Raw genomic sequence first — 26714 nt, forward strand, 5'->3', positions numbered from 1 at the left:
AGGGTGCTGCCCTTACCGGATGCCTGATGGCAGCTGCACAGGGAATGCACGCACTGATCTACCTCTACTCCACGAGTTGATCGCAACGATCCACCGCAGAGCCACACCCCCTGAGAACCGTCGCAACCTCCTCAACGAGAAGAACTTGTACGACGTCACACCACAGCCGGGGAACCCTCAGAGAATGTGAGGATGGCCGACCGGATTCTGGTCCTCGACCGGGGCCGGATCCGGGAAGAAGGGACTTTCGACCAACTGGCGTACGGCGACGGCCTCTTCGCCGAGCTTTACGCCCTGTCGCAGGACCGCTGAACCGACGACCGCACCGACCGACGACCGCGCAGAGGCATCGTCGCGCCCGCTCGCACCGGGCGCGACGATCCCCGCCATCGAGGAGCACCATGGATTCCCGACCCACCGAGAACCTCACGCGCAACACCCGCCCGCCCGTCGCCCAAGCGGCGCTCGGCGTGGGCGTCGTCGTGCAGGACGAGCGGGGACGCATCCTGCTCGGCAGACACCACGGCGGCACCTGGGAGCTGCCGGGCGGCAAGGTCGACCCGACGAACGAGTCGATCGCCGCGGCTGCCGTGCGCGAGCTCCGCGAGGAGACCGGTCTGGACGTCGCCGAGGACCGGGTGACGGTCTTCGCGATGCTTCACGACGTGGTCGCCGGTATCAACCGCGTGACCATGGCGGCCGTGGTGACCGTGCAGTCGGAGAACCCGCAGGTCACCGAACCTCATCTGATCAGCACCTGGCAGTGGACCGGCCTCGACGACCTGCCGGAGCCGCTCTTCGATCCCTCGGCCCAGATCCTCGCCGCCTGGCGCCCGGAGCTGCCCGTCGACCATCCCCCCGCCCACTGTCTGAAGGTCGTGGCCGTCCCCGCCGGAGCCGACTCGTAACCTAGGACAATTAATCGTTTGCCTAGGGCTCATAGGCATCATTAGCGTCCTCGGTATGAAGGCCGTGAGTGAGCAGGACATCCGCGCATCGTTCGTCAATTGCTCGAAGGGGGAAGCCAAGCGTCTGCCGATGCCGCGCGATCTTGCCGAGCAGCCCTGGGACGACCTGGACTTCCTGGGCTGGCGCGATCTCGCCGCACCGGGGCGCAGCTACCTCGTCACCGAGCACGACGGCGAGCTGATCGGTATCACCCTGCGGTTCCCCTCCCAGCAACGGGGCTTTCTCCACCGCAGCATGTGTTCGCTCTGCCTGACCACACACCCGGGCAGCGGTGTCTCACTGATGACCGCCCGCAAGACGGGCCCGGCGGGGCGGGAGGGGAATTCGGTCGGCGTGTACATCTGCACCGACCTCGCCTGCTCGCTCTATGTCCGCGGCAGGAAGGTCCCGGCCTCCGGCGGACGCTTCAAGGAGACGCTGACCCTGGAGGAGCAGGTGGCACGCACCCGGACCAGTCTTGCCGCGTTCCTGCGCACGCTGTACGTGGCCTGACCGCCTGGCCGCAGCCACGGCCGAGGCGGCCGTACCGGATCCATTACGGCCGCTGATCTGCGGCTCCCACGAGTCGGCGCGACCGGATTCCGGGCACCGGCCGCAGCGAGCGCAACGGCGTACGCCAGTCCCCGCGGGAAGGTGACTCCAGGCAGAGCCGGCGGATGCCCTTCACCCCAGGACGATCGTATTGAACGAAGACGCTCGATACGCTATTGGGCGTACAGTGACCTGCGAGGAGTCACTCTCCGCGTCTGTCCGTCCAGCCTTTCCACAGGGGGAGCCCATGCGACTGCATGTCGACCAGCGCCATGAGCGGGTGCTCGAGCTCGTCAGGGAGCGCGGCAGCCTCCGGGTCGCCGAGCTGGCGTCCGAACTCGGTGTCTCAGCAGTGACGTTGAGGCGCGATGTGGAGGCACTGGCGGCTCAGGGGAGGGTGCAGCGGCTGCACGGGGCCGTGGTGTGGCCGGGTGGGCAGGCCTCGGAGGTGCCGGTGCAGGCGCCGGCCGCCGAGGGCGCCGTGATCGGAATGATCGTGCCGACCACCAACTTCATCTTCGCCGACATCGTGCGCGGGGCGCGCGAGACCGTGGAGGCCCAGGGCGGCCGTCTGGTGCTCGGGATGTCCGGCTATGTCGACACGGAGGACCCCGTACAGGCGGAACATCTGCTGGCGGGAGGGGCCGAGGGGCTGTTGATCGCGCCCAGTTGGTTCGGCGGGGTACCCGCCGACGGCCAGGAGAAATGGCTGCTGGAATGCCCGGTTCCGGCCGTGCTCGTCGAGCGCACGGCGCCGGCCGGCAATCCCGCCGCAGGGCTCGACCGCGTGCGCACGGACCGGGCGCACGGCGCCGCAGTGGCGGTCGGTCACTTCGCGAAGCTGGGACACCGGGCGGTCGCGGCGGTGCTGCAGGAAGGACCGCATGCCGCGCAGATCGCCGCGGGATATCTGGCCGCGATGGAGTCGCTCGGGCTGACGCCCGTGCCGGGATCGCCGGCGATCAGGGGGCATGGCGAGTACGACGAGACAGTGCAGTACCTGGTCGAAGCGGTCAGGAAACGGGGGGTCACGGCAGCGCTCGTGCACAGCGACGAGGACGCGATCGTGCTGGTGCCCAGGCTGCAGGAGCGCGGCATCAATGTGCCCTCCGACCTGGCCCTCATCGCGTACGACGACGAGGTGGCGGGCCTGTCCGACGTGCCGCTCACGGCCGTCGCGCCACCGAAGCGGGCGGTGGGCGAACTGGCCGCGAAACTGATGCTGCAGCGGCTGGCGGAGCGCGCCTCGGGCCGGACTCCGACACCGCGCCAGCACCTCGAACTGCTCCCTGAACTGCGGGTACGGGCGTCGTGCGGAGCCGGCAAGGTGAGCACCAACTGATCGTGATTCGATCGTTTTGATTGTTGTGTGCGTTCGCTCTTGACTGTGATCGGCATCGCGCAAATGATGTCCTTCGTTCACCTCACTTCCCGTACGAGGTCCCGTAGGAGCCGTGCAATGTCGCGCACTTCACGTTCGTTCCGTATAGCCGCCGTCTCTTCCGTCGCCGCTCTGGGGCTGTTCGCCACTGCCTGCGGCGGCGACGGCGGCTCGACCGACGCCAAGTCGAGCGGCAAGCCGGTCACCATCAACTACTGGACCTGGACCCTGGGCGCCAAGGCGACTGCCGACGAGTTCAACAGGACCCACAAGGACATCCAGGTCAAGTTCACCGAGATCCCGAGCTCGACCGAGGGCTACAGCAAGCTGGCCAACGCGGTGAAGGCGGGCAACGCCCCCGACGTCGCCACCATCGAGTACCAGATGGTCCCCGAGTTCGCGAGCCAGGGAAATCTGGTCGACCTCACCGACCTCGCCGGTGCCACGGTCAAGGAGAAGTTCCCCGAGCCCATCCAGAACCTGGTGAACTTCGGCGGCAAGACCTGGACGGTCCCGTTCGACGCCGCACCGCAGCTGTACTACTACCGCACGGACCTGTTCAAGAAGTACGGCATCGAAGTCCCCAGGACCTGGGACGAGTTCAGGACCGCTGCCGCGAAGGTCAAGAAGAAGGACAGGAGCGTCCGTCTGGCCTCGATGCCCAAGTCGGACCCGGCGCTGTTCGCCGCGCTGTCCTGGCAGGCCGGCGGCAAGTGGTTCTCCACCGAGCGAGACGCCTGGAAGCCCGCCGTCGACGACGCCGGCTCCAAGAAGGTCGCCACCTACTGGGACGGTCTGATCAAGGACGACCTGGTGCAGACCTTCACCGGCTGGAGCCCCGAGGAGACCAAGGCCCGGGTCGAGGGCAAGACGCTCAGCTTCCTCGGCGCCTCCTGGTCCGCGGGTGGCATGAAGACCTCGCAGCCCGACCTCGCGGGCAAGTGGGCCGCCGCGCCCATGCCGAACTGGGGCACCCCGGCCAGCGGCAACTACGGCGGCACCTCCTACGGGGTACTCAAGGGCAGCAAGCACACCGAGGCCGCCGCCGAGTTCATCAAGTGGGTCACCACCGACGGCGACGCCGTCAAGGCCCGCCTGAGCGACAAGAAATCCCCCAGCAGCGCGCTGCCGGCCAACCCGGAGATGCGTGAGGTCGCCGCGTCCCAGTTCGACACCGCGTACTTCAAGGGCCAGGACATCTACAAGCTCGCCTCCGAGCAGGTCGACACCATCGTCCCCGGCTGGACCTGGGGTCCGAACCAGATGGACGTCTACACGGCGGTGCAGGACGCATCCGCCAAGGGCGGCTTCGCGGCCGGCGTCGAGGCCGGCCAGCAGAAGGCCGAGTCGGGCATCAAGGACCGCGGGCTCAAGCTCGCCAAGTGACCCGTCGGGGTCCGGCCGCGCCTGACCGCGGCCGGATCCCGTCGGTCCTCCTCCCCGCAGCGTCCATCCGCCAAGGAGCCCCCCGTGGCAGCACCACTCGCCAAGGCCGTGCGCCCATCACGAGCCGGCACCCCCAGCGCGAGCGCGTCCCCGCTGAAGCGCAATCAGCGCGGAGCCGCGGCCCTGTTCATCGTTCCGTTCTTCGTGCTGTTCGCCGCCGTGATGGCGGCTCCGATCATCTATGCCGTGTGGATGAGCCTGTTCCAGGAGCGCGCCTCCTCCGGGCTCGGCTTCGGCGGCACCGAGCGGGCGTTCGCCGGCTTCGCCAACTTCACCAACGCCCTGTCCGACCAGGGCTTCCGTGAGTCCTTCCTGCATATCGCGGTCTACTGCGCGCTGTACATCCCGGTCATGATCGGCGCCGCACTCGGACTGGCGCTGCTCGTGGACTCCGCGGTCGCCAGAGCCAGGAAGTTCTTCCAGCTGGCACTCTTCCTGCCGCACGCCGTGCCGGGACTGATCGCCTCGATCCTGTGGATCTACCTCTACACGCCCGGCCTCAGCCCGGTGCTCGACTGGATCGGTGCCCTCGGCGGTTCGTGGAATTTCTTCAGCGACGACCATGTGCTCTCCTCCATGGTGAACCTCACCGCGTGGCAGTGGATCGGCTACAACACGGTGATCTTCTACGCGGCGCTGCAGGCCGTACCGCGCGAGCTCATCGAGGCCGCCGTCGTCGACGGCGCCGGAGCCATCCGTACCGCCTTGCAGATCAAGGTGCCGATGATCGCCTCCGCGGTCGTCATGACCGTGCTCTTCACCTGCGTCGGCGCGATCCAGCTCTTCACCGAGCCCAAGCTCTTCAACCAGCGGGGCACCGTGTCGGTGGACACCGAGTGGTCGCCGACCCTGTTCATCTGGAAGGCCGGCTTCGTCCAGCACGACTACGGACTCGCCGCCGCCGCTTCCCTGATGCTCGCCGCCCTCGGCGTGCTGCTCTCGTACGTCGTCACCAAGCTCGGAAACCGGTGGAAGTCCGCATGAGCACTCACACGGTCACCAAGGAATCCGTCCCCGCTCAGGCGCCGGCCGCTCCCGCCGAGCGCAGACCCGCCGCGGCCGGCCGTCGGCACAGTCCGACGCATGTGCTGCTCTCCAAGGGCGTCGTCAACGGAGTACTGCTCCTCGCCGCGTTCTACATGCTGATGCCGGTCAGCTGGCTGCTCTTCGCGGCCACCAAGAACCACCGTGACCTGTTCGCCACCGGTGGCTTCTCCTTCGGGGACTTCAACCTCTTCGCGAACATCCATGACGTCCTGACCTTCAACGACGGCATCTACCTGCGCTGGTTCGGCAACAGCCTGCTGTACTCGGTCGTCGGCTCGGCCGCCTCCGCGCTGCTGTGCACCGCCACCGGCTTCGCCTTCGACAAGTACGACTTCAGGGGCAAGGAGAAGCTGTTCGGTCTGGTGCTCGGCGGCGTCCTGGTGCCCGCCACGGTGATCCAGCTGCCGATGTATCTGCTGGCCTCCAAGGTCGGCATCGTCAACACCTACTGGGCGATCCTGCTGCCGGCCCTGGTCAACCCGTTCGGCGTATATCTCGCCCGGGTCTTCTCCGAGGGGTACGTACCCAACGAGGTCCTCGAGGCGGCGCGGGTCGACGGCGCCGGCGAGCTCCGTACGTTCAGCCGGATCTCGCTGCCGATGCTCGCCCCCGGCTTCATGACCATCTTCCTGTTCTCCTTCACCGGAAGCTGGAACAACTTCTTCGGCGCCCTGGTCATGCTCAACGACGACTCCCTCTACCCGGTCAACCTCGGCCTGTTCATGTGGAACACCAACACGTCCCAGCAGCCCGAGTTCTACTCACTGGTGATCACCGGCTCGCTCATCGCCGTCATCCCGCTGATCATCGCGTTCATCGGCCTGCAGCGCTTCTGGCGCTCCGGCCTGACCGCGGGTGCGGTGAAGTGATCATGCTCGTACCGGAAGGCACCGTCCTGAACAGCTCGGACCGCACCCCGGCCGACCGGCGACCGGTCACCGTGCTCTCCATGGGCGGCGAGATCCACCGCACCCTGCTGGCCGACGGCACCCTCGACCGGCTCGGGCACATCGCGGCGGTGGACACGTCGCTCCTGGTCACCGACTACGCCGCCGCCGATCCCGCCCTGCTCGCCGACACCGAAGTCCTCTTCACCCACTGGGGCTCCCCGCAGCTCACCGACGAGGCTCTGCGGCTCATGCCGCGCCTGCGGGCGGTCGTCCATGCGGCAGGCTCCGTCAAGCACCACGTCACCGAGGCGGTGTGGGAGCGGGGCATCGCCGTCTCGTCCGCGGCCGCCGCCAACGCGCTGCCCGTCGCCGAATTCACCCTGGCCGCCATCCTGTTCGCCAACAAGCGGGTCCTCGACGCCGCGCGGCGCTACCGCGAGACACGGGGCGCCTTCGACCTCCTCCCGCACTTCACCGGGCAGGGCAACTATCTGCGCACCATCGGAATCGTGGGCGCCTCACGGATCGGCCGCCGGGTGATCGAACTGCTGCGGCCGTTCGACCTGGAGGTACTGCTGCACGATCCGTATGTGGACAAGGAGGACGCCGCCGCCCTCGGCGTGGGGCGCGTCGGTCTCGGCGAGCTCGTACGGCGCAGTCATGTGGTGTCCATCCACGCTCCCCAACTCCCGGAAACCCGGCGCATGTTCGACGCGCGACTGCTCGCGCTCATGGCGGACGGGTCCACGCTCATCAACACCGCGCGCGGCTCGCTCGTCGACACCCGGGCCCTCACCGAGGAACTCGTGTCCGGCCGGATCCACGCCGTCATCGATGTGACGGACCCCGACCACCTGCCTTCCGATTCCCCGCTGTACAACCTGCCCAACGTACTGCTGACCCCGCACATCGCCGGCTCCCTCGGTAACGAGCTCGGCCGCATGGCGCACTGGGCGATCGATGAAGTGGAGCGGTACGCACAGGGTGCGCCCTTCGCGTACGGAGTCGGCCCCGACGAGCTGAACCGCTCGGCCTGAGGAGCATCCCGCTTGACCTGCACCCCCGCACCGGACACCGCCCATGTCGAGGACCGTTCACCGGGCAACGGCCGGCTCGACCCGGGGCAGCAGCACCGGACCGACTTGAGCGCCCGTCGACAACGGGCGTGGCCGGACCCCGAGCCGGCCACTCCGATCGAACCTGGGAAGGACTTCGCCATGTCTGGTCGTGCCCGCCGCGTCCTCGTCGTCGGAATCGACGGCGTGCGGCTCGACACCCTGCGCCGACTGCCGACGCAGCACCTGGACGCCCTCGCACGGCAGGGCTTCCTCGCACCGGTCGGGATCGACGACGACACACCGACGATGTCGGGGCCGTGCTGGGCCACGGTCGTGACCGGTGTCAACGTCACCAAGCACGGCGTGTGGAGCAACGACTTCACCGGCCACCGCCTCGCCGTCTTCCCCGACTTCGCGACCCGGCTCACGGAACAGGACGGACGGCGCACCTTCGTCGCGGTCGGCTGGGAGCCCCTGATGCTCGCCCGCGGCGGGGGCCCTCTCTTCCAGGCCCCGGCGAGGACCGCGTACGTCTCGCCCGCCGCACACACCCCCGAAGGCTGGGACGCCTGCGACGAGCAGATCACCGAGGAGGCCGTACGGGTGCTGGCCGGAGACGATCCGGAGGCCTCGTTCGTCTACCTCGGCGCACCCGACGAGACGGCGCACTTCCTGGGCTGCGGCAGCGCGTACGAGAGTGCCGTGCTGGCGGCCGACGAGCGCCTCGGACGACTCCTCGACGCGGTGCGGTCCCGTCCCTCGTACGAGAACGAGGACTGGACGTATCTCGTGGTCACCGACCACGGCCATGCGGACGCGGGCGGCCACGGCGGCCGCACCGAGGAGGAGCGCACCGCCTGGCTGATCGCCGCGGGTCCCGGCATCGCGGCAGGTTCTGTACCCCCTGTCGTCCGCCATGTCGACGTCGCCGCCCAGGTGTTCGCCTCGCTCGGCCGGCACGTCGACCGGCACTGGACGCTCGACGGGCGGCCCTTCGCCGCCGCCCCGCACGCCGTCCTCTTCGACATGGACGGCACACTCGTGGACACCGAGACGCTGTGGCTGCGAACCGCGCGGGAGACCGCCACGGGTCTCGGCCACGAGCTGGGCGAGACCGACCTGCCCTTCGTCCTGGGCCGCGCGGTCGCCGACACGGCCGCGCATCTCCATCAGGTCTCCGGCACCGGCAGCAGTGCGCAGTCCGTGGCCGGGGAACTCTACGCAGCCTTCCTGACCGCCGTCGAGTCCGAAGCCACGGTGTTGCCCGGCGCGTTGGAGCTCCTTGATCTGCTCAGGGATCTGGACATTCCCCTGGCGCTGGTCTCGGCGTCCCCGCGCCCCGTGGTGGACGCGGTGCTCAAGCTCCTCGGCGCGGAGCGGTTCCGTACGACGGTCGCCGAAGGCGAGACGTCTCGTACCAAGCCCGCGTCCGATCCCTATCTCGCGGCGGCGCGGACGCTCGGCGTGGACCCGGCGGCGTGCCTCGCCGTGGAGGACAGCCCGACGGGCGTCGCCTCGGCCGAGGCCGCGGGGTGCAGGGTGCTCGCGGTGGCCTCCTTCACGGAGATCCCAGCTGCGTCGCGAAGGACCGTTCTACGCGATCTGCGGGCGATGGAGCCACAGACCCTGTGGACCGCGGGACTTCAGGCCGGGTAGTTGCGCGCGGCCACGGCCAGCGGGCGGCGTGGCGCGCCTGACACGCACCACCGCACGCTGCGGCATCGGCCAGGCGGCGGCGAGGACCGCGGCTGCGATTACGGGGAAGGACTGCGCATGGTTCAGCCTCCGGTGGTCATGGTGACTTCGCCGCTGCTGAGGCTGTAGCTCGCGTTCACTTTGCAGGGGCCGTAGGTGTACGCACTCGTGTTGGTGCCGGTCCCGGGCTCGGGGCTGACGAACGGCTTGCCCCAGACCGCCTGCCCGTAGGGGATCGAGGCGCAGTCGGCGACCGACTTGTCGTACTCGACGAAGCCGACACCGCTCGGCTTGAGCAGTCCGGCCGACGAGGAGACGTTCCAGCTCCCGATCGTCGTCCAGGTGTTGGTGCCGGCGTCGACGACGTACCCGGTCCAGTTGTCCGTACCGGTCTTGATGATCTCCAGCTGGTACCAGCGGCCCTTGACGTACCGATAGGTGACGCTGCAGCTCGTCCCCGAGCCGCCGTCCGCGCCGGTACGGCAGTTGGGGTGCGTGGTGGAGGTTCCGGAGCCGAAGACGCTGAAGACCGCGAGGCCGCTGTCGACGCGCGGCTGCAGTCCGATGTAGCCGACCTGGCCGGACTTGAAGTAGTACTGCTGCGCCCAGTAGTAGCCCGCGTCGTTCGGCCGGCTGATCACCTTGAGCGGGAAGGCGAGCTTCTCGAGGCCCTCCGCGGGCGCGCCCGATATGGAGTACGAGTTGGACACCAGGCCGCCCGGTGTGACCGCGGCGGCCGCGGGGCCTGTCGTGCAGAGGAGCGCGGCAAGCGCGCCGGAGAGGGTGCCTGCGGCGCGTGTCAGCCGTCGGATCGATCGTGATCGCACGGTGAATCTCCCTCCGTCGGCCGGTGAGGCGGCCGACAAGTGGTCGTCGGTTCGTTGTCGGTTGATGTCGGGTGGCCGGCCGGCCCGCTGAGGTGGTGCCGTCCGTCAGGCCGGCCGCACCTTCACCTGGTGGGTCGTGCCGTAGCTGCCGCTGAGGTCGCCGAACGCGATGGTGAGGGAAGAGCCCGTCCGCACATCGGTGACCGAAGTCGCCTTCGAGAGCACTGCCTCGACGGGTCGCTTCCAGGTGAGGGTCAGGCTCGTGACGGTGCGGGACGGGTCGGCCACCGAGATCGTCGCCGTGCCGTCGCGTTTCTCACGGATCTGCACGCTCACCGGTGCGCTCGCCGTGACCTTTCCGACCGTGCCCGCCGCCCAGAAGTTGATCCCGGTGAAGCCGAGGGAGGGGACGCGGATGCCGTGCTGTTGCGCCGTGTTGGCGAGGATCTGCAGCCACAGCGGGTCGATGGCACGAGCAGCGGTGCGGAGCTCGCTCGCGCCGGGCATGAGGATGTACGCGTACGAGGCGTCCTGCGGGTCGGTGCCGTGGTCCTGCCACAGCGTCAGATAGTGCCGGGTGAACGAGGTGGGGGAGCTTCCGGTGTTGATGTCCCTCCACGCGCCTGTGCGCTCCTCGCGCAGTGCGCTGACCCGGCTGCCGCCCGACCCGGGGAAGACGTAGCCCGCGTGCCCTGCGATGTGCGCCCACTTGGTGTGCGCCCGGGTGGCCTGCCGGCCCTGGGTACCGGGCTGCGGAATGCCGTTCAGGCTGAGCCGGGCGGTGCCCGAGGCCCCCAGGTTACGGTTGTCGATCACCGTCTCGACCGCGGTGCCGTCGGCCGAGGTGATGCCGGCGCCGAGACAGACGATCGAGTCGTCGAGCCAGAACCACGACTTCTTGGCGGTCATCGTGCTGTCGACGCCCCGCAGATGCTGACCGGTGACGCCGAACTCGCCGTCGGTGGTGCCGCCCACCCAGGCCGTGTCCGGCTTCGGGTTGCCCCAGTTGCCGCCGAAGCCGTCCGGCAGTGGCTTCTTCGAGACGGTGATGCCGGGCAGCCGGTATGGGTCGACCGTCGGCCAGAAAGTGTCCGAGTACTGCTCGAGACCGTGGTCGTCGCCCCACCAGGACAGCCAGCCCGAGCCGGTGTGATAGCCGCGGGCGTGCTCACCGTTGCCGAACTCGTAGTGCGCGATGCGCTTGGAGGCCATGCTGACCGAGGCGCCCCAGTCGCGACGGCGATGGGTGGCGCGGTCCATGTTGGAGAAGACCCGGTGCTCGGTCGGCTCGGGCGACGCCTTGACCGTGTCGTCGTCGAACAGCGTCTGCAGCCGGGCCGTGTTGACCAGGCTCAGCTTCGGGTTCTTCAGCGCGGGACCGTAGTAGTCGCGCTGCAGCCAGCCCTTGACCATGGCCTTCCAGCGGGCCTGCTCCTGGGGGCTCGCGCCCTGGCCGACCAACAGGACGGAGGCCATCACGCTGTGCGCGCGGGTGTGGTCGTCCTGGGGAAGCTGGAAGGGGTCGGACACCGTCAGGCCTCGGCTGATGCCGCGGCTGGAGACGTTGTCCATCATCAGGCCGTTGTAGATGAAGGGGGCGATGGCCTTCTCGACGGTGTCGAGGAAGAGCTGGCTGCCCGGGTCGTTCACCTGCCACGTCGAGTCGCGCAGCAGCGCGAACAGCCGGCCGAGGCCGTCGTGGAGCACCGCACCGTAGCCGCCGATGTACGGGACGTCGGTGTGCTGGATGAACGAGCCGTCGTCGTAGAAACCGTCACCGGTGGTGACGTACGGGAAGACGGGCGACAGCGCGTCACGGCCGAGCTGAATCCTGGCCGCGCTCCCGCCGACGACGCCTCGCAGAATGATCCCGCGGCAGAGGTCGACACGGTTGGCACCGGTGCTGGTGCCGGTGTACTGCGCCACGGCCGAGTCCGGCAGGAACTTGTCCACGGCCCGGCAGTAGGCGGCTGTCTGCTCGGCCGACAGGTGGTCGTAGAGCAGCACGGCGGTGTCCATCAGCGCCTGTGGCGCGCCGATCTGGAAGTTCCACCAGTTGCCGAACCGGGCCTTGTTCTCGTTGTAGACGTCCGAGTAGAGGTGGTCCAGGCCGACGATGACGGCGTCCTTGAGTGCGGCGTCTCCGGTGAGCCCTGTTCCGGGCTGGGCGTACGCCTGGGCCATGGTGTTCAGCCGCGTGAAGCTGTCGTTCATCCTGGCCGAGTAGCCGTACGACTCCTGGTCGGTGTCCGGCGACGGGTCGGCATAGCTGATGCCGGGCCACAGCGAGCCGGCCGCCGGCGCCATGGTGGCCTGGAAGTCGGCTGCCTGGGTGCCGAGCGTGGCGAGCTTGGACTTGAAGGGCTCCGCGGTCGGGCTGAAGCCCTCGCCGAGTATCAGCGTGCGCCACTTGGCGCGCAGCGCGGCGAATTCGTCGTCAGCCTGGGCGGCAGCCGATTCCTGGGTGCGGGTGGTGGCCGCGGCGGTACCGGGCTCGGTGAGTCCGGCTGCGAGCGCGGTGCCGCCGGTGGCCGCCAGGAAGGTGCGGCGGGACCAAGGGGGCGAGGAAGGGGGCGTCATGGGTGCTCCGGAGGCCGGGAGGGGTGCGGGATGCCGCTGTGGAGTAGGCGGTTTCTAGCACGCAAGCGCTCAACCGCTCAACAGTAGAAACAGAATTGAGCATTTCGATCGTTCTGCGCGTTCAACTTTGACCTACTTCGCCCCTTCCCTACCGCTTCCTCCTCGGCTGCAGTTCGCGGCGGACCGTGTAGTGCGGGGCCCCTCCCGACGCGTCCCGGAGCCGGATCGAACGGTGGCGGGCGCACCCTGTGGTTCCCACGGCCAGGGTGGTACTGGCCCGGCGGGCGCGGACGCACCCGCGTCGCGGATCACGATGACGTCGGACCAGGAGGCAGGTGGGGCGGGCAGCTGACGCCGAGCCGGACGCAGCGGTGCCCGTACCGGCGGTGGGGACGCCGGTACGGGCACCGCTTGCAGGGTCGGATCAGTGCAGGAGATGGAGAGAGACGGCGTCGGCCATCGCCTCGGCTCCCACGTCGTTGGGATGGACGCGTTCAGTGCAGGTCGGCCCGCGCGGGGCTGCCGTCGAGGAAGCCGCCCGACTGGTGCTGCCACAGCTTCGCGTAGGCGCCGTCCGACGCGAGCAACTCCTGGTGGGTGCCCTGCTCGACGATCTGTCCGCGGTCCAGGACGACGAGCCGGTCCATGGTGGCGACCGTGCTCAGCCGGTGCGCCACGACGAGCGCCGTCCGCCCGTCCATGAGCCGCCACAGCGCCTCCTGGACGAGGATCTCGCTCTCGGAGTCCAGGGCGCTGGTCGCCTCGTCGAGCAGCAGGATCGGCGCGTCGCGCAGGATCGCCCTGGCGAGGGCGACCCGCTGGCGCTGTCCGCCGGACAGCTTGACACCGCGCTCGCCCACCATGGTGTCGAAGCCGTCCGGCAGCGCGTCGGCGAACTCCGTGACGTGCGCCGCCTCGGCCGCGCGGCGGATCTCGGCATCGGTGGCGTCCGGCCGGGCGAACGCGAGGTTGTCCCGCAGCGTGCGGTGGAACATCGCCGGGTCCTGCGGTACGTAGGCGATCAGGCTGCGCAGGTCGGTCTGACGCAGCCTGCTGATGTCCTGACCCCCGATCAGGATCCGGCCGGCGTCGATGTCCGTCAGCCGGAGCAGCAGCCGGGTGAGCGTGGTCTTGCCCCCGCCGGACCGGCCGACGAGACCGATCTTCGCCCCGCTGGACACGGCCAGGTCGAGGCCCTCGAAGAGCGGCTTCCCGCCCCCGTGGGCGAAGGTCACCTGCTCGAAGCGGACGTCGGCCGCCTGGGACCGCAGCGGTTCCGGCGACGCCGGGTCGAGCACGGTCGGCGGCGTCAGCAGCAGTTCGGTGAACTGCGCGGCCTCCGTCATCGAGCTCTCCAGGCGGCGGTAGATCTGGTTGAACTCGAACATGATCCGCGTCGCGTTGCTGTAGTAGGTGAAGGCGACCACGACCGCCTCGACGCCGACGCTGCCACCGCCGAGCGTGACCGCGAGCAGCAGGCCCAGCGCGTTGGTCAGCACGGACATCGGCGCGACCAGCGTGTCGATGCGCAGGTTGCCGTAGTCCCACGATCTCAGCGTGAGCCGCCGCGACTGCGCGACGCGGGACCGGTGCTCGGCGGCCTCACGTTCCTCGGCGGCGAACGCCTGGACCGTGTCCATGTTCGTCAGGCTGTCGGCGACGTGGCCCGACACCCGGGCGATCGCCTCCTCGCGCTGCTTGACGAGTGCCTGGCGGCGACGGATGAGGGGCACCACGCACAGCGCCGTCAGTGCGATCATCGCCAGGAGCCCGACGACGAGCAGCGGTTCGTAGCGCCACAGCACCACCGACCCGAACAGCAGCGGCACGAAGCTTCCCACGACCGAGAACGTCAGCGTGTCGATGAACTCCTCGAAGCGGGAGGCGAAGCTCAGGACCCGTTTGGTCAGCGACCCGGCGAAGTTGTCGTGGAAGAACGCGGCGTCCTTGGCGAACAGCTCGTCCATGCCGATTACGTACAGGTGCTCGATGGAGCGGGCGGCAACGCGGTTCAGGCAGTGGAAGCCGATGCGCCACAGCGTCTCCGCGAACAGCAGGACGCCGGCGAAGCCGAGAACGTAGGGCAGCGTCGAACCGATGGAGATACCGGTGTCGCCGGCGATTCGGCCGACGAGCTTCGCGACGACCAGCGGCGCGATGTAGCTGATGCCGATGTTGCCCAGCGCCGGCAGCAGCATCGCGGGCACCGTCAGCCGCGGGAGCCGGGCCAACTCCCGTCCGTAGTAACGAAGTGCGAGGAGCACCGAGCCCTTGCTCCGAGGAGCCTCGCGCGATTCAGGTAATCCCATCTCAACCCCGTGTTGTCGTGCGGCAGCCCGCCGTGCGCCTCTCCGAGGAGTGCCGCTGTCTCCATGGCTGTGCGGAGCTTCGGTTCGAGTGAGTGCCCGCGCTCGGGTCGCCCTTCGACGGGCGGGGCACAACGACGGAGCCCCCCGCGCAGATCGCGGCGACGCCGCCGTGCGAGTACGGGCGGGCCGGCGGTCACAGTCTCCCGCGACGGCGCCCACGGAGTCCAAGCGTTTTTTCAGCCGGCGGCACACCGCACACACGTGCGCCCCCGGCCGGGCAGGTGCAGGTCTCCAAGAGTCGCGTGCGGCCTGTCAGCAGCACATCGGCTGATGGCCGGTACTGCGAAATCCGTGGATCAGAACCACTCGGGACGACTGTCCGCCGCTGTGCGGTCCAGGCTGTCGAGCAGGTCGAACTGAGGTCCTGTACGCGGTAGTTCCACTCGGAAGAAGTACCGGGCCGCCTGTCGCTTGCCCTCGTGGAAGTCGTCCGTGACGTCCTTGACCGCGAGGAACTGCTCCAGCCAGATCCAGGCCAGCACCACGTGGCCGACGGCTTCCAGGTAGACGGAGGCGTTGGCCAGGGCGGTCGCGGGGTCTCCGGTCGACCAGAGCCTGGCCGTGGTGCGCTCGGCTCGGGCCGTGGCCTGCTCCAACCGGGCGGCCAGCTCGGCCGCCTCGCCGCCGGCCGCCGTGGCGCGGGCGACGGTTGCCGCGATGGTCTCCAGCAGCAGGCTCAGCCCCGCTCCGCCGTTCGTGACGACCTTGCGGCCGAGCAGGTCCAGTCCCTGGATGCCGTGGGTGCCCTCGTGGATGGCGTTGAGACGGTTGTCCCGGTAGAACTGCTCGACGTTGTACTCGCGGGTGTAGCCGTAGCCGCCGTGCACCTGGATGGCGAGGTCGTTGGCGGCCAGGCACCACTGCGACGGCCAGCTCTTGGCGATGGGCGTCAGGACGTCCAGCAGCAGCCGGGCGCGAGCGCGCCCGGGCTCCTGCTCGGCGGTGCGTTCCTCGTCGAGCAGGCGGCTGCAGTAGAGGCTGAGCGCGAGGGCGCCCTCCACGTAGCTCTTCTGTGCCAGCAGCATCCAGCGTACGTCGGCGTGTTCGATGATGGGGACCTGCGGCGCGTTCGCGTCCTTGCCCGTCAGCGGGCGGCCCTGCGGGCGGGTGCGGGCGTAGTCGAGGGCGTGCAGATAGCCGGTGTAGCCGAGCGCCGTGGCTCCGAGCCCGACGCCGATGCGGGCCTCGTTCATCATGTGGAACATGTACGCGAGCCCGTGGTGGGCCTCGCCGACGAGGAAGCCCACCGCGCCCGGGGCGCCGCCCGGGGTGTGCCGGCCCTCGCCGAAGTTGAGCAGGGTGTTGGTGGTGCCGCGGTAGCCCATCTTGTGGTTGAGGCCGGCCGGCACCACGTCGTTGCGTTCGCCCGGGCTGCCGTCCGGCTCGACCAGGAGCTTGGGCACGATGAACAGCGAGATGCCCTTCACGCCCGCCGGCCCACCGGGGATCCTGGCCAGCACCAGGTGGACGATGTTCTCGCTGAGCTCGTGGTCGCCGCCGGAGATCCACATCTTGGTACCGGTGATCCGGTACGTACCGTCGCCCTGCGGCACCGCCCGGGTGGTGATGTCCGCCAGCGAGGAGCCGGCCTGCGGCTCCGAGAGGCACATGGTGCCGAAGAACCGGCCCTCGACCATGGGCCGCACGTAGGTGTCGACCTGCTCCTTGCTGCCGTGCGCCAGGAGCAGGTCGGCATTGCCGATGGTGAGGAACGGATACGCGGCGGTTCCCACGTTGGCGGCCTGGAACCAGGACATGCACGCATTGGCGACCACGGTGGGCAGCTGCTGCCCGCCGACCTCGTAGTCCATCGCGGCGCCGGTCAGACCGGCCTCGGCGAAGACCCGCAGCGCCTGCTCGACCTCCGGGATGACATGCACCCGCTCGCCGTCGAAGCGTGGCTCCTCGGCGTCGTTCTTCTTGTTGTGCGGGGCGAAGTGCCGGGTCGCGATGGCCTCGCAGAGATCCATCACCGCGTCGAAGGTGTCCCGGTCGTGGTCGGCGTAGCGGGGGTGGCGGGTCAGGGCCGTGACGTCCAGCCAGTCGTGGAGCAGGAAGTCCAGGTCGCGGCGGGAGAGCAGCAGGGAGTCCATGGGCATGGGTCCGATCGGGGAGGGCGGCGGAAGCGGGTACGCGTGCGCGTCCGAGCGGCGGTTCAGACGGTGGTGCCGATGCCGCCGTCGACGGGGATCACTGCGCCGGTGACGTACGCCCCGGCCCGACTGGAGAGGTAGATCGCCACGCCGGCCATGTCATCAGGGCGTCCGATCCGGCGCAGTGGTGCGGACCCGACCACGGCGTCGCCCTGGGCCTTCAGCGTGGCGGCCATCATCCTGGACTCGAACGGGCCGGGGGCGATCGCGTTGACGGTGATGCTCTGCGGCCCGAGTTCCTTCGCCAGTACCCGGGTCAGGTGGTGCAGTCCGGCCTTGCTCGCCGCGTAGGAGTAAGTGGGCAGCGGGTTGACGTGCAGCCCGTCGATGGAACCGACGTTGATCACGCGTGCAGGGTCGTCATGGGAGCCGGCCTTGCGCAGCAGCGGCAGCAGTGCCTGGGTCAGCAGGAAGGGGCTGCGCAGGTTGAGGTCCATCACCTTGTCCCAGCCGCTGACCAGGAACTCGTCCAGTGGCGCACCCCAGGTCGCGCCCGCGTTGTTGACCAGGATGTGCAGCCGCTCCTCGCGTTCGGCGATCTCCGTGGCGAGCCGGTGGCACTCCTCCTCCCGCGACAGGTCCGCGGGCAGTGCGATCGCCTCGCCGAGCGCGGAGAGCTCACGCGCGGCCTCGTCGCAGGCCGCGGCGTTGCGGGAACTGACGTAGACCCGGGCGCCGGCTTCGACCAGGCCGCGGGCGATCATCAGGCCGATACCGCGGGACCCCCCGGTGACCAGGGCGGTTTTGCCGGAGACGGAGAACAGTGAGGTCACGGCGGACTCCAAAGGCGGTGATCGGGCGGACGCAGGCTCCCAGGATACTAAGCGGTCGCTTAGAACGCGTCAACCAGCCCGTCCCAGCCGGGTCGCCGGCCGAACGGGCCTTGCCATGGACCTGTACGTCGGCAATGGAAGCCGCGACACGCCGGCAGCCGGACGCATCGTGCCGTCCGGCTCCGCACTCCGGACTCCAGCCCTCGGTGGCAAGCAGGCTGTTCGAGGGAACGGCCGGTGTCGTGCAGTCGTAGGGCGCATCAAGATGCCCACGCTGATCCTGGACTACGACTACGAGCAGTTCTATCCGGGGCAGCCGCGCCAGATGTTCGACAGACTGACGTCCCCCAAGGACTACGTGAAGCTCACCGCTGCGACCGGCGCACAGCTGCACTACTCCCCGATGGCCCCGCAGCAGCACTGCGAGGTCGTCTTCGAGTGGCCGCAGGAGACGTTGCCCGGGCTCTGACCGCGCGTGACACGGATTCGCGGACGGCGCTCGTCACCCACGCCGGTGCTTCGGCATCGGAAGAGGGTCCCCGCATGGCCCCCGCTCACGCGTGAGGGGCGCTCCGAAGAGCGCCCCTCACCTGCGGAAAATTCCGACATCTCTGTCGGGACGACAGGATTTGAACCTGCGACCCCTTGACCCCCAGTCAAGTGCGCTACCAAGCTGCGCCACGTCCCGCTGCGATTCCCCCTGGCGTTCCCAGGCGGCCGCGCAGGACAAACATTACCTCACTCCGTTGCCCGGATCGACGCCCGTGCCTGGTGGGCGCGGGTGGCGAGCGATTCGGCGCCGCACGCGGTGGCCAGTTTCTGTGCCCGGGCGAGCTCCTTCGGGGAGCGGATCGCGATGCCGTAGTCGAAGCGGGCCAGGGCATGTTCGTACGCGGACGGGGAGGCCTCCAGGTGCCGGACCGCGTCGGCCAGCAGGTGCTGGGCGTCCTCGGGGCGGGCGAACAGCGAGACGCAGCGCAGCGCCTCACCGATCGCGGTCTCCGTGCCGAACCTCTCCGCGTGCACCCGGGCCGAGGTTGCGAGTTGGGCGGCGCGGGCCGGGTCGTCGTCGGCCAGGGCGCGGGCGAGATCGCCGGCCCAGGGGGCCCAGATGCCGTTGAACCTGCCACGCGGTTCGAGTGCCTGGCCCGCCGCTTCGAGTTCGGTGACGGCCTCCTTCGTACGGCCTTCGGCCAGCAGGAGACGGCCCCGGACGCACGGCGCGTCGGGCAGCACCATGGCGCTGGGGTAAGGCAGCCCGAAGTGGTACCTGTCAGCTATCGTGCGGGCCTCGGAGACGCGGCCGCGGGCCAGCAGTGTGTCGATGAGCAGGCAGGCGGCGTCCCAGTGGACGGGCAGACCGCTGCCGACACGGTCGGCGAGCCGCAGCCCTTCGCGCAGAAAGCCCTCGGCCTCGGCCAGTCGGCCGCGACGGCGGTGGACCAGGCCGAGGAGGGTGTGCGCGAATGCGAGGTGGGCGCCGCTCCAGCCGGAGATCTCGAAGGCGCGCACTGCCTCGCTGAAAAGGTCCTCGGCCCGGTCGAGCTGGTCGGTGAAGGCATAGGTGATGCCGACCAGGGTGGGGAACTCGAAGCCCCATTCGGTGTCGGTCCAGCCGAGACCGCGGGCGGGGCGGCCGTCGACCAGGGCGCGTTCGCAGAGGCCGACGACGAGTTGGGAGTTCTCGCCGCGCAGCATGGCGTCGAACGCGCGGATGGTGAGCAGGGCGCGTTCGGCGTTGTCCTTGCCGGTGAGGTGGTCGGCGTTGCGGGCGAGCCGACGGGAGCGGCCGGGACCGTCGTCCTCTGCGGCCTGCATGCCCTCCCACATGAAGTGCGCGGCCTGGAGGCGCATCTGACCCGGTCCGGGGGCGGTGCGTCCGGCCTCGGCCGCGAGGGCGAGCGCGGCTTCCTTCAGCTGGTTGTTGTGGGAGAGGGCCGCGGCCAGCCGGAAGGTGGCGTCGACCCGTACGTCGTCGTCGAGTCCGGGCAGATCGAGGGCGGCGCGCAGATGCTGGACGGTGGTGGGCGGGGAACTGAGCAGCGTGGCGCAGCCCAGTTCGTACAGGAGCGCGGCGCGCACCTGGTGGCGCGGCGGTTCCCGCAGGGCTCGCTCCAGGCAGCGGCGCGCGGCCTCGGGTGCGCCGACGGCGAGGTGCTGGCCGGCTGCTTCACGGAGTTGCTCGACCAGTTCCTGGTCGTCGTCCGGGTGGACTTCGAGGAGGTGGCGGGAGGCCGCGGCGGCGCCCAGTCCGGCCCTGGCGATCGCCCAGGCGGCCCGGCCGTGCATGGCGGTGCGGGTGGCCGGCGGGATGGAGCGGTAGACGGCGGTGGCGATCAGCGGGTGGACGAATTCGAGCGGGTCGAAGCCGCTGACGATACGGGCGTCGCGCAGCCGTGCGGTGCAGTCGGCGGCCTCGGCGGGGCTCATCCCGGCGAGGGTGGCGGCGAGGTCCTGGGAGATGTCGGTGCCGAGTACGGCGGCGGCCCAGGCGAACCGGTTGGCGTTGGTGCCGAGCCGTTCGAGCCGGGCGACGAGTCCGCTGCCGCGGGCGGAGGCGCCGAGTTCGCGCAGCAGTCCGGCCGACTCCTCCAGTGGCGGCAGTTCGCGGTCCTGCACCTTGGCGACGAGTTCGACCGCCTCGTACGGGTTGCCGCCGGTGACGGCCCACACCTCGCGGCAGAACGGATCATCGGCGTGGTCGCCCAGCGCCGCCCTGACCAGTTCGGCGGTGGCGTCGGGGGTGAGAGCGCGCAGTGCGACCCGGACCTGCGCCGGGTGTCCGCTGCCGCTGCCGCCCTCCGTCTTCCGCGCCGCCAGCTCGTCCGGGCGGTGCGCCTGGACGACCAGGACGGGCAGTTCGCCGAGGCGCGCGGTGAACGAGGCCAGCCAGGCGAGGGATTCGCCGTCCGCCCAGTGCGCGTCGTCGACGATCAGCAGCAGCGGACGGTGGCTCAGGCGTGAGGCGAGCCGCGCGACGACCCAGTCGATCCCGTCCCGCACACCCTGCGGATCGGGCTGCGGACCGGTGGGTTCGGCGAGCCCGAGGGCGGGCGCGGCGATTTCGTACCAGGCCCCGAACAGACTCCTCACCTCGTCCGGCGGGAACTGGTCGAGGGCGGGCTGCAGCAGTTGACGTACGACGTGGAACGGTACGGACGTGACTGTCTCGCCGCCGCGCGCGGACCACACCGTGCAACGGTCCGCCGCCAGGGTCTCGATCTCGGCGAGCAACGCGGTCTTGCCGATGCCTGCCTCGCCGCTGAAGATCAACAACCCGCCGACGGCCTGGGCGCCGCACAGGGCATCCACGGCTTGTGCGGCGGCAGCGAGTTCCGGATCGCGCTCGTACAGCGGCCGGGACGGCTTCATGCCTACCCTCCCCAAAGTGGTACGGATGACTGCCGACACTAGTCGTGCGCGGGGGCCCACCGACAGTGGTTCGGACAGTTCGCCGCAGGTGCGGGGCACAATCGAAGGGTGGACGAGACTCACAGGGACCGCGACGCCGAGGGCCGGGCGCGCAACGCGCGCCCCCGGGACGGGCTGGGGCGCCCGCTGCCGTACGGGACGCCGGGAGTGGAGCGGCAGCCGGAGGGGGTGATCCGCTCCCCCGACGCGACGCTGCGGGAGGCGCAGCGTCTGTTGGACGCGGGGATGCCGTTCCATGCGCACGAGGTGTTCGAGGATGCGTGGAAGTCGGGTCCCGAGGAGGAACGGGAGTTGTGGCGCGGGCTGGCACAACTGGCGGTGGGGCTGACGCATACGGCCCGCGGCAATACGACGGGCGGGGCGCGGCTGTTGCGACGGGGTGCGGCGGCGCTCACGGAGTGCGCGCGGGCCGACGGGTTCGCGGAACCCGGGGAGTTCGGGGACACGGTGCCCTACGGGATCGGGGTCCGTGGACTGATCGACTGGGCGCAGGAGCTGGCCGGGCGGGTGGACGCGGCGGACGGGCAGCCGGTGGATGCGGCCGACGAGGCACCGTGTCTGCGGCCGGAGCGCCGGTAGACCGGTGAGGCGGCGAGGCGGTCGACTACGATCACTTTCGGGCCCCCCCTCGCCCGGACGGGCGACCACGGCGCCGCGAAGCTATTACCATCCCGCGTCATGAGCACTTCTGACCAGGACCAGTCCGTGGACACCCCGATACCCGCCCCCGACGCCGGTACAGCGGCCGAGGCAGAGGTTGAGGCCGAGGCAGAGGTTGAGGCCGAGGGCCGCAGACTGACACCACGTCAGGCGAGACGGTTGCGGATCGCCCTCTCGTCGGTCGGCATGGTGGCGATGGCGGTGGTGCTCGGGCTGCGGATCGCGAGCCGGTCGTCCGTTCTGGTGGTCGGGGTGTACGGGCTCGCGCTGATCCTCTGCGGGATCGTGATCGAGCTCAGCCGCAACGGCCGGACACGGCTGGGTAGTTGGCTGCTGGCTGTCGGCCTGCTGGCGGCAATCGGTTCGGACTGGCTGCTGATCCCCTGACGCCGCGGCGAGGGCTCAGTGCACCGTGATCCGCACGGTTCCGCCGTGCGGGTCCACCCGGTCGAGCCAGTCACCCCGCAGCCGGAGCGACCGGTTCGGTACGGCGGGCAGCAGCAGCCGCTCCCGGTGGAGTACGTGTCCGTCCTGGCCGACGACGAGGAACGGGCGGAGCAGCCGCCGGCCGGTGCGCAGGGTGAAGCGGTCGTGGAGCGGGCGGCTGCCGTCCAGGGCGACGAGGTTCGGTGCGATCCATTCCAGCGGGGCGTCGACGGCAAGCGCCGGACGGCCGGTCGGCCACGGATCCGCTGCCAGGTGACGCAGTACGGGAGCGGCCACGGCCCGGCCCTCGGCGGCCGCGGTCCCCGCGCTCTCCACCGCGTGCAGCAGATTGCCGACGGCGAAGACACCGGTCGCCCGGGTGCGGTACGAGGCGTCGTACGCCGGTCCACGGGTGCCGGGGTCCAGGGTCGCCCCACCGCGCCGGGCCAGCTCGTGGTCGGGGATCCAGTCCCCGGTGAAGACGACGGTGTCGCAGGGCAGCGTCGTGGTCCGGCCGTCGCGGTGGCGCAGTGAGACCCCGGTGAGCCGCTCCCGGCCGGTCAGTCCGGTGACGGTGGCATGGGTGAGGAGCGGTGTACGGTGCCGTGCGCGCACCGGGGCGTCGGGCAGCGGGGACGGCGGCTGGTCGGTGACCAGGGCGACCACGTCGAGGCCGGCCACCCTCAGCGTGTCCGCCGCGGCGTGGCTGACGGGTTCGTTGCCGATGACGACCGCTCGCGTACCGATCCGCTGCCGGAAGAGGTGGACCGCCTGCTGGAGTTCGCCGGTGGTGTAGACGCCGGGCGGACGGGTGCCGGGGACGAGCCGGGCGCTGCGCGGGCGTTCGCGCGCACCGGTGGCGAGGACGACGGCGCGCGCGGTGATGCGTTCGAGTCCGGTGGGTCCGGTGGTGTCGAGGGTGCGGGGTCCGGCCCAGCCGGTGGCGGTGATGGAGGTACGGAGGGTGGCTCCGGCGCGGACGGCCGCGGCCACGCCCTGCCGTGCGTACACGGGCCCGATGGCCCCTGCCCCGAAGCGGCCGGCACCGAATCCGCCGTGGTAGCAGTGGCGCGGGATGCCGCCCGCGGCCTGTTCGCGATCCAGGATCTCGACGCGGCCCGCGCCGGACGCGGCGAGTTCGGCCCCGGCTCCGAGGCCGGCCGGTCCCGCCCCGACGACCAGGACATCGACGGTCCGCTCGCGCCGGGTCATGGCCGGGCCTCCTCGATCAGGGAACGGACCGCGGCCCCGCAGTAGAACCCCTGGCAGCGCCCGCCGCCGGCCCGGGTCCGGCGCCGCAGCCCGTCCTTCGACCGCGCCGGGATCGTACTGGTCAGCGCGTCCCGGATCTCGCCCGCGGAGACCCGTTCGCAGTGGCAGACGAGGGTGCCGTATGCCGGGTCGGCGGCGATCAGCTCCGCGCGCCGGTACGGGCGGGGGAAGGCCTCACCTAGCTGGGGCATGGTCAGCGGCGGCAGTTCGGCCGGCGTACCGAGGTCGAGGCCGGTGCCGGCCAGCAGCTCGACGACGTACGCGGCGATGGCCATGGAAGCGGTGAGACCGGTGGAACGGATACCGCCGACGGCGACGTACCGCTGGTCGGGGTAGGCCCGGATGCGGTAGTCCTCGTGGCCGGTGGCGGCGCGCAGTCCGGCGTAGACGGCCGTGACTTCCTCGTCGAGCAGCGCGGGCAGGATCCGGCGGCCCTTCTCGCGCAGGAGCGCGAGACCGTCGGCGCTGGATCCGGTGGCGGTCTTGTCGTCGAGCTCTTCGGCGGTCGGGCCGAGCAGGACGTTACCGAAGACGGTCGGTGCCACCAGGACGCCCTTGCCGGCCTCGGTGGGTACCGGGAGCAGGATGTGGTCGACGAGATCGCGGGCCAGCTTGTCGAAGACGATGAGCTGGCCGCGGCGCGGAGTGACGGTGAAGGCGTCGTGGCCGAGTTGCCGGTCGAGTTCATCGGCGTACAGACCGGCGACGTTGATCAGGTAGCGGGTCCGCAGCGGGCCGCGCGTGGTGGTGAGGGTGTGGACGTCCTGGCCGCTGTCGATGTGCCGGACCCGGCAGTTGAGATGGAGATGGACTCCTGCGCACACGGCCTGGGTGGCGTACGCGAGGGGCGTCGTCCAGGGGCAGATGATGCTCTCGTCGGGGATCTCCAGCGCGCCGAGCGCACCCGGGCCCAGATGGGGTTCTCGGGCACGCAGTTCGTCGGCGTCGATGATGCGTGCCGCGTGGTAGTTGTTGCGTTCCGCCTTGGCCGACAGGGTGGGGAGTGCGGCGAGCTGTTCCTCGTCCCAGGCGACGAGGAGGGCGCCGACGCGCTCGACCGGGATACCGGTCACGGCGGCGTACGCGGCGAGTCTGCGTCGGCCTTCGCGCACGAGGCGGGCCTCCAGCGATCCGGGCACGGCGTCGAAACCGGTGTGCAGGATCGCGGTGTTGGCCTTCGACGTGCCGTTGCCGATGTCGTCGGACCCGTCGATGAGGGCGGTACGGAGCCGGTAGCGGGCCAGTTCGCGGGCGACGGCGCTGCCGACGACTCCTGCGCCGATGACGGTGACGTCGTACGTCGTCGCATCCCCGTCGCCGTCACGAAGGCTGTGGGCCAGGGATCCGGTCGCGGTGATCGTCGGTGTCATGTCGTCTCTCCCGGGCCGCGCCGGTCGGGGATGCCCGTCATGCCCGGTCCAGCAGGGTCTCCACCGCCGCGCGGAACCGGGCGAGGCGTTCGGCCGCCTCGTCCGCGCCGATCCGCGGCTCGTACACGGCGACCGGTTCCCATGCGGGTACCGCCTGGCGGAGCGGCAACTGCGGGTCGAGGCCGAGGCGGGCGACGGCCCCGACGCCGAGTGCGGTGACGTCCGGCAGCGCGGACACCTCGACCGGCCGCTGCAGCAGGTCGGCCTGGGTCTGCATGAGGAGCGCGGAGCGGGTCAGGCCACCGTCGACGCGGAGCGAGGTCAGCGGTCCGCCGAGGTCGGTGGCAACGGCATCGGCCAGTTCGACGACCTGCGCGGCGATGCCGTCGCACAGAGCCCGCACCAGGTGCCCCGCGGTGGTGTCCAGACCGAGGCCGGTGACCGAGCCGCGCAGATCGCCGCGCCACCAGGGTGCGGCAAGTCCCGCGAGCGCCGGCACGAACGTGACCGTGCCGGCATCGGGGACGGTGGAGCCGACCGGGTCGAGGTCGGCGGCGCCGGAGATCACTCCGAGGTCGGTCAGCCACCGGACAGCGGACGCCGCGGTGTACACCTGCCCGTCGAGGCAGTAGCTGGTACGTCCGCCGAGCTGCCAGGCGACACAGCTGACCAGCCCGGTGGAGCCGCGGCGTGGCGTGGGCCCGGTCTGGGCGAGCAGGAAGGCGCCGGTGCCGTAGGTGCATTTGGCGGTGCCCGGCTCAAAGGCGCCCTGGGCGAGGAGGGCGGCCTGCTGGTCGACGAGCAGTCCGGTCAGCGGGATTTCACCGCCGAAGACGCGCGTCGCACCGACGGGCCCGGCGGCGTCGACGACCGACGGGAGCCGTTCACCGGAGAGGCCGAAGATGTCCAGGGCGGCGGGTGACCAGCCGACCCGGTCGAGGTCGAGCAGCTGGGTTCGTCCCGCGGTCGCCGCGTCCGTGACGAACGCCCCGGTCAGCCGGTGGACGAGCCAGGCGTCGCTGGTGGTGACCACGCCGTCGCGGGTCAGCTCGCGGCGGATCCAGGCCATCTTCGGGGCGGCGAAGTACGGATCGAGCGGCAGCCCGGTGAGTTGTTTCAACTCCTCTTCGTGCCCGGCGAGTTCGGCGCACAGCGATGCGGACCGCCGGTCCTGCCAGACGATGGCGTCGGTGAGCGGCCGCCCGGTCGCGGGATCCCAGGCGAGCACGGTCTCGCCCTGGTTCGCGAGTCCGACGGCGGCCACCGGCTCACCGGCTTCGTGCAACGCCTGCTGTCCGGCGTCGACGACCGAGGCGAGCAGCTCGGCGGGGTCGGCCTCGACCACTCCCCCGGCGCCGTACCGCGGCCGCACCGGGGCCGCACCGGAGCCGATCACTCCGCGCTCCGGACAGATCACCAGCGCCTTGGTGCCGGAGGTGCCCTGGTCCACGGCGAGTACCGGGCCTGTCATCGACACTCCACCTGTGCGGAAGCTCTGCGGCTTGAACGGATTCGTGATCACGGGTCGCTGACGCACAGAGTGGTGCAGACCACCGCGCACGTCAAGCGCCGTCCACACCCCGACGGAACGACCGGATGTTGGTCAACTCGGCGTTGATTCGAAGGACTTGAGTAAGATCCGCGAATCTGTCGGGTGCTCGACACCAGGCGTTCTACACTCACCGCCGAGCAACAACCGGACACTCCGGAGCAGTTCGTTCTCCAACAGCTGCTACACCCCCCACGTGCTTGAGGATTGATGGGACCGACACGCTTTCCGGTGCACCGACATCACGGTCACCGGGTCTTCCGCTTCCGCATGGTTGTACCGCCTC

20 protein-coding genes and 1 tRNA gene are annotated in these 26714 nt (G+C 70.2%); 11 read left to right on the top strand and 10 right to left on the bottom strand.

Annotation, left to right across the window (positions count from 1 at the left end; genetic code table 11):
- Positions 1–401 precede the first annotated feature (401 nt).
- The 8 genes from ACIA8E_RS36425 to ACIA8E_RS36460 all read left to right on the top strand — a co-directional run bounded on the left by ACIA8E_RS36425 (position 402) and on the right by ACIA8E_RS36460 (position 8978).
- Positions 402–908 carry an NUDIX hydrolase gene (locus tag ACIA8E_RS36425; RefSeq protein ID WP_399304920.1) on the top strand — a complete coding sequence of 169 codons (507 nt, stop codon included), beginning with the start codon at positions 402–404 and terminating at the stop codon, positions 906–908.
- 55 nt (positions 909–963) lie between these two features.
- Positions 964–1461, top strand: coding sequence for an FBP domain-containing protein (locus tag ACIA8E_RS36430; protein WP_399304923.1), 498 nt, complete (start codon positions 964–966; stop codon positions 1459–1461).
- 286 nt (positions 1462–1747) lie between these two features.
- Positions 1748–2842, top strand: coding sequence for a substrate-binding domain-containing protein (locus tag ACIA8E_RS36435; protein WP_399304926.1), 1095 nt, complete (start codon positions 1748–1750; stop codon positions 2840–2842).
- A gap of 117 nt (positions 2843–2959) precedes the next feature.
- Positions 2960–4267 (top strand): ABC transporter substrate-binding protein, encoded by a 1308-nt coding sequence (locus ACIA8E_RS36440; RefSeq protein WP_399304929.1) that lies wholly within the window; start codon positions 2960–2962, stop codon positions 4265–4267.
- 84 nt (positions 4268–4351) lie between these two features.
- Entirely contained in the window at positions 4352–5311 is a 960-nt protein-coding gene (locus ACIA8E_RS36445) for a carbohydrate ABC transporter permease (protein ID WP_399304932.1), read from the top strand.
- Positions 5308–6243 carry a carbohydrate ABC transporter permease gene (locus ACIA8E_RS36450; protein ID WP_399304935.1) on the top strand — a complete coding sequence of 312 codons (936 nt, stop codon included), beginning with the start codon at positions 5308–5310 and terminating at the stop codon, positions 6241–6243. Before ACIA8E_RS36445 ends, ACIA8E_RS36450 begins: the two co-directional genes overlap by 4 nt.
- A 2-nt stretch (positions 6244–6245) precedes the next feature.
- A complete protein-coding gene (locus ACIA8E_RS36455; protein WP_399304938.1) occupies positions 6246–7301 on the top strand; it encodes a hydroxyacid dehydrogenase in 1056 nt (351 codons plus the stop codon).
- 180 nt (positions 7302–7481) lie between these two features.
- Positions 7482–8978, top strand: coding sequence for an HAD-IA family hydrolase (locus ACIA8E_RS36460; protein WP_399305015.1), 1497 nt, complete (start codon positions 7482–7484; stop codon positions 8976–8978).
- A 122-nt stretch (positions 8979–9100) separates the two neighbouring features.
- Here the strand turns inward: ACIA8E_RS36460 and ACIA8E_RS36465 are convergent, their stop codons facing one another.
- The 5 genes from ACIA8E_RS36465 to ACIA8E_RS36485 all read right to left on the bottom strand — a co-directional run bounded on the left by ACIA8E_RS36465 (position 9101) and on the right by ACIA8E_RS36485 (position 17719).
- Positions 9101–9844, bottom strand: coding sequence for a DUF3472 domain-containing protein (locus tag ACIA8E_RS36465; RefSeq protein WP_399304941.1), 744 nt, complete (start codon positions 9842–9844; stop codon positions 9101–9103).
- A gap of 105 nt (positions 9845–9949) precedes the next feature.
- Positions 9950–12424 carry a polysaccharide lyase 8 family protein gene (locus ACIA8E_RS36470; RefSeq protein WP_399304944.1) on the bottom strand — a complete coding sequence of 825 codons (2475 nt, stop codon included), beginning with the start codon at positions 12422–12424 and terminating at the stop codon, positions 9950–9952.
- A gap of 494 nt (positions 12425–12918) precedes the next feature.
- The gene (locus tag ACIA8E_RS36475) at positions 12919–14733 is read right to left on the bottom strand and encodes an ABC transporter ATP-binding protein (protein ID WP_399304947.1); all 1815 of its coding nucleotides are present in this window, start codon (positions 14731–14733) and stop codon (positions 12919–12921) included.
- A 356-nt stretch (positions 14734–15089) separates the two neighbouring features.
- Entirely contained in the window at positions 15090–16886 is a 1797-nt protein-coding gene (locus ACIA8E_RS36480) for an acyl-CoA dehydrogenase (protein WP_399305018.1), read from the bottom strand.
- Positions 16887–16948: 62 nt separating this feature from the next.
- Positions 16949–17719 carry an SDR family oxidoreductase gene (locus tag ACIA8E_RS36485; protein WP_399304950.1) on the bottom strand — a complete coding sequence of 257 codons (771 nt, stop codon included), beginning with the start codon at positions 17717–17719 and terminating at the stop codon, positions 16949–16951.
- A gap of 265 nt (positions 17720–17984) precedes the next feature.
- Here ACIA8E_RS36485 and ACIA8E_RS36490 point away from each other — a divergent pair, with 265 nt between their 5' ends.
- Positions 17985–18188 (top strand): hypothetical protein, encoded by a 204-nt coding sequence (locus ACIA8E_RS36490; protein WP_399304953.1) that lies wholly within the window; start codon positions 17985–17987, stop codon positions 18186–18188.
- 145 nt (positions 18189–18333) lie between these two features.
- Here ACIA8E_RS36490 and ACIA8E_RS36495 read toward each other — a convergent pair.
- Both ACIA8E_RS36495 and ACIA8E_RS36500 read right to left on the bottom strand, forming a co-directional pair.
- A tRNA-Pro gene (locus ACIA8E_RS36495) sits at positions 18334–18407 on the bottom strand.
- A 50-nt stretch (positions 18408–18457) separates the two neighbouring features.
- Positions 18458–21091 (bottom strand): ATP-binding protein, encoded by a 2634-nt coding sequence (locus ACIA8E_RS36500; protein WP_399304955.1) that lies wholly within the window; start codon positions 21089–21091, stop codon positions 18458–18460.
- A gap of 108 nt (positions 21092–21199) precedes the next feature.
- Here ACIA8E_RS36500 and ACIA8E_RS36505 point away from each other — a divergent pair, with 108 nt between their 5' ends.
- Complete coding sequence (locus tag ACIA8E_RS36505; RefSeq protein WP_399304958.1) at positions 21200–21730, top strand: DUF309 domain-containing protein; 531 nt, start codon at positions 21200–21202, stop codon at positions 21728–21730.
- Between the two features lie 99 nt (positions 21731–21829).
- A complete protein-coding gene (locus ACIA8E_RS36510; RefSeq protein ID WP_399304960.1) occupies positions 21830–22198 on the top strand; it encodes a hypothetical protein in 369 nt (122 codons plus the stop codon).
- A 15-nt stretch (positions 22199–22213) separates the two neighbouring features.
- Here ACIA8E_RS36510 and ACIA8E_RS36515 read toward each other — a convergent pair whose 3' ends face one another.
- From ACIA8E_RS36515 to ACIA8E_RS36525, 3 genes are read right to left on the bottom strand one after another with little or no spacing between them, the layout of a single operon-like run.
- Positions 22214–23449 (bottom strand): FAD-dependent oxidoreductase, encoded by a 1236-nt coding sequence (locus ACIA8E_RS36515; protein WP_399304963.1) that lies wholly within the window; start codon positions 23447–23449, stop codon positions 22214–22216.
- Positions 23446–24879, bottom strand: coding sequence for an FAD-dependent oxidoreductase (locus ACIA8E_RS36520; protein ID WP_399304966.1), 1434 nt, complete (start codon positions 24877–24879; stop codon positions 23446–23448). The genes ACIA8E_RS36515 and ACIA8E_RS36520 overlap by 4 nt, the downstream gene beginning before the upstream one ends.
- 37 nt (positions 24880–24916) lie before the next feature.
- The gene (locus ACIA8E_RS36525; RefSeq protein ID WP_399304969.1) at positions 24917–26350 is read right to left on the bottom strand and encodes an FGGY family carbohydrate kinase; all 1434 of its coding nucleotides are present in this window, start codon (positions 26348–26350) and stop codon (positions 24917–24919) included.
- Positions 26351–26714: the final 364 nt, after the last annotated feature.

The organism is Streptomyces sp. NPDC051664 (assembly GCF_044453545.1).
In the GTDB taxonomy this organism is placed as follows: Bacteria; Actinomycetota; Actinomycetes; order Streptomycetales; family Streptomycetaceae; genus Streptomyces.

Excerpts from the sequence above, each read along its gene's own strand:
- ACIA8E_RS36450 (WP_399304935.1), top strand. The coding sequence starts at position 5,308 with ATGAGCACTCACACGGTCACCAAGGAATCCGTCCCCGCTCAGGCGCCG.
- ACIA8E_RS36525 (WP_399304969.1), bottom strand. The coding sequence starts at position 26,350 with ATGACAGGCCCGGTACTCGCCGTGGACCAGGGCACCTCCGGCACCAAG.
- ACIA8E_RS36515 (WP_399304963.1), bottom strand. The coding sequence starts at position 23,449 with ATGACCCGGCGCGAGCGGACCGTCGATGTCCTGGTCGTCGGGGCGGGA.
- ACIA8E_RS36430 (WP_399304923.1), top strand. The coding sequence starts at position 964 with ATGAAGGCCGTGAGTGAGCAGGACATCCGCGCATCGTTCGTCAATTGC.
- ACIA8E_RS36490 (WP_399304953.1), top strand. The coding sequence starts at position 17,985 with ATGCCCACGCTGATCCTGGACTACGACTACGAGCAGTTCTATCCGGGG.
- ACIA8E_RS36460 (WP_399305015.1), top strand. The coding sequence starts at position 7,482 with ATGTCTGGTCGTGCCCGCCGCGTCCTCGTCGTCGGAATCGACGGCGTG.
- ACIA8E_RS36500 (WP_399304955.1), bottom strand. The coding sequence starts at position 21,091 with ATGAAGCCGTCCCGGCCGCTGTACGAGCGCGATCCGGAACTCGCTGCC.
- ACIA8E_RS36470 (WP_399304944.1), bottom strand. The coding sequence starts at position 12,424 with ATGACGCCCCCTTCCTCGCCCCCTTGGTCCCGCCGCACCTTCCTGGCG.
- ACIA8E_RS36520 (WP_399304966.1), bottom strand. The coding sequence starts at position 24,879 with ATGACACCGACGATCACCGCGACCGGATCCCTGGCCCACAGCCTTCGT.
- ACIA8E_RS36425 (WP_399304920.1), top strand. The coding sequence starts at position 402 with ATGGATTCCCGACCCACCGAGAACCTCACGCGCAACACCCGCCCGCCC.
- ACIA8E_RS36510 (WP_399304960.1), top strand. The coding sequence starts at position 21,830 with ATGAGCACTTCTGACCAGGACCAGTCCGTGGACACCCCGATACCCGCC.
- ACIA8E_RS36475 (WP_399304947.1), bottom strand. The coding sequence starts at position 14,733 with ATGGGATTACCTGAATCGCGCGAGGCTCCTCGGAGCAAGGGCTCGGTG.
- ACIA8E_RS36440 (WP_399304929.1), top strand. The coding sequence starts at position 2,960 with ATGTCGCGCACTTCACGTTCGTTCCGTATAGCCGCCGTCTCTTCCGTC.
- ACIA8E_RS36455 (WP_399304938.1), top strand. The coding sequence starts at position 6,246 with ATGCTCGTACCGGAAGGCACCGTCCTGAACAGCTCGGACCGCACCCCG.
- ACIA8E_RS36435 (WP_399304926.1), top strand. The coding sequence starts at position 1,748 with ATGCGACTGCATGTCGACCAGCGCCATGAGCGGGTGCTCGAGCTCGTC.
- ACIA8E_RS36480 (WP_399305018.1), bottom strand. The coding sequence starts at position 16,886 with ATGGACTCCCTGCTGCTCTCCCGCCGCGACCTGGACTTCCTGCTCCAC.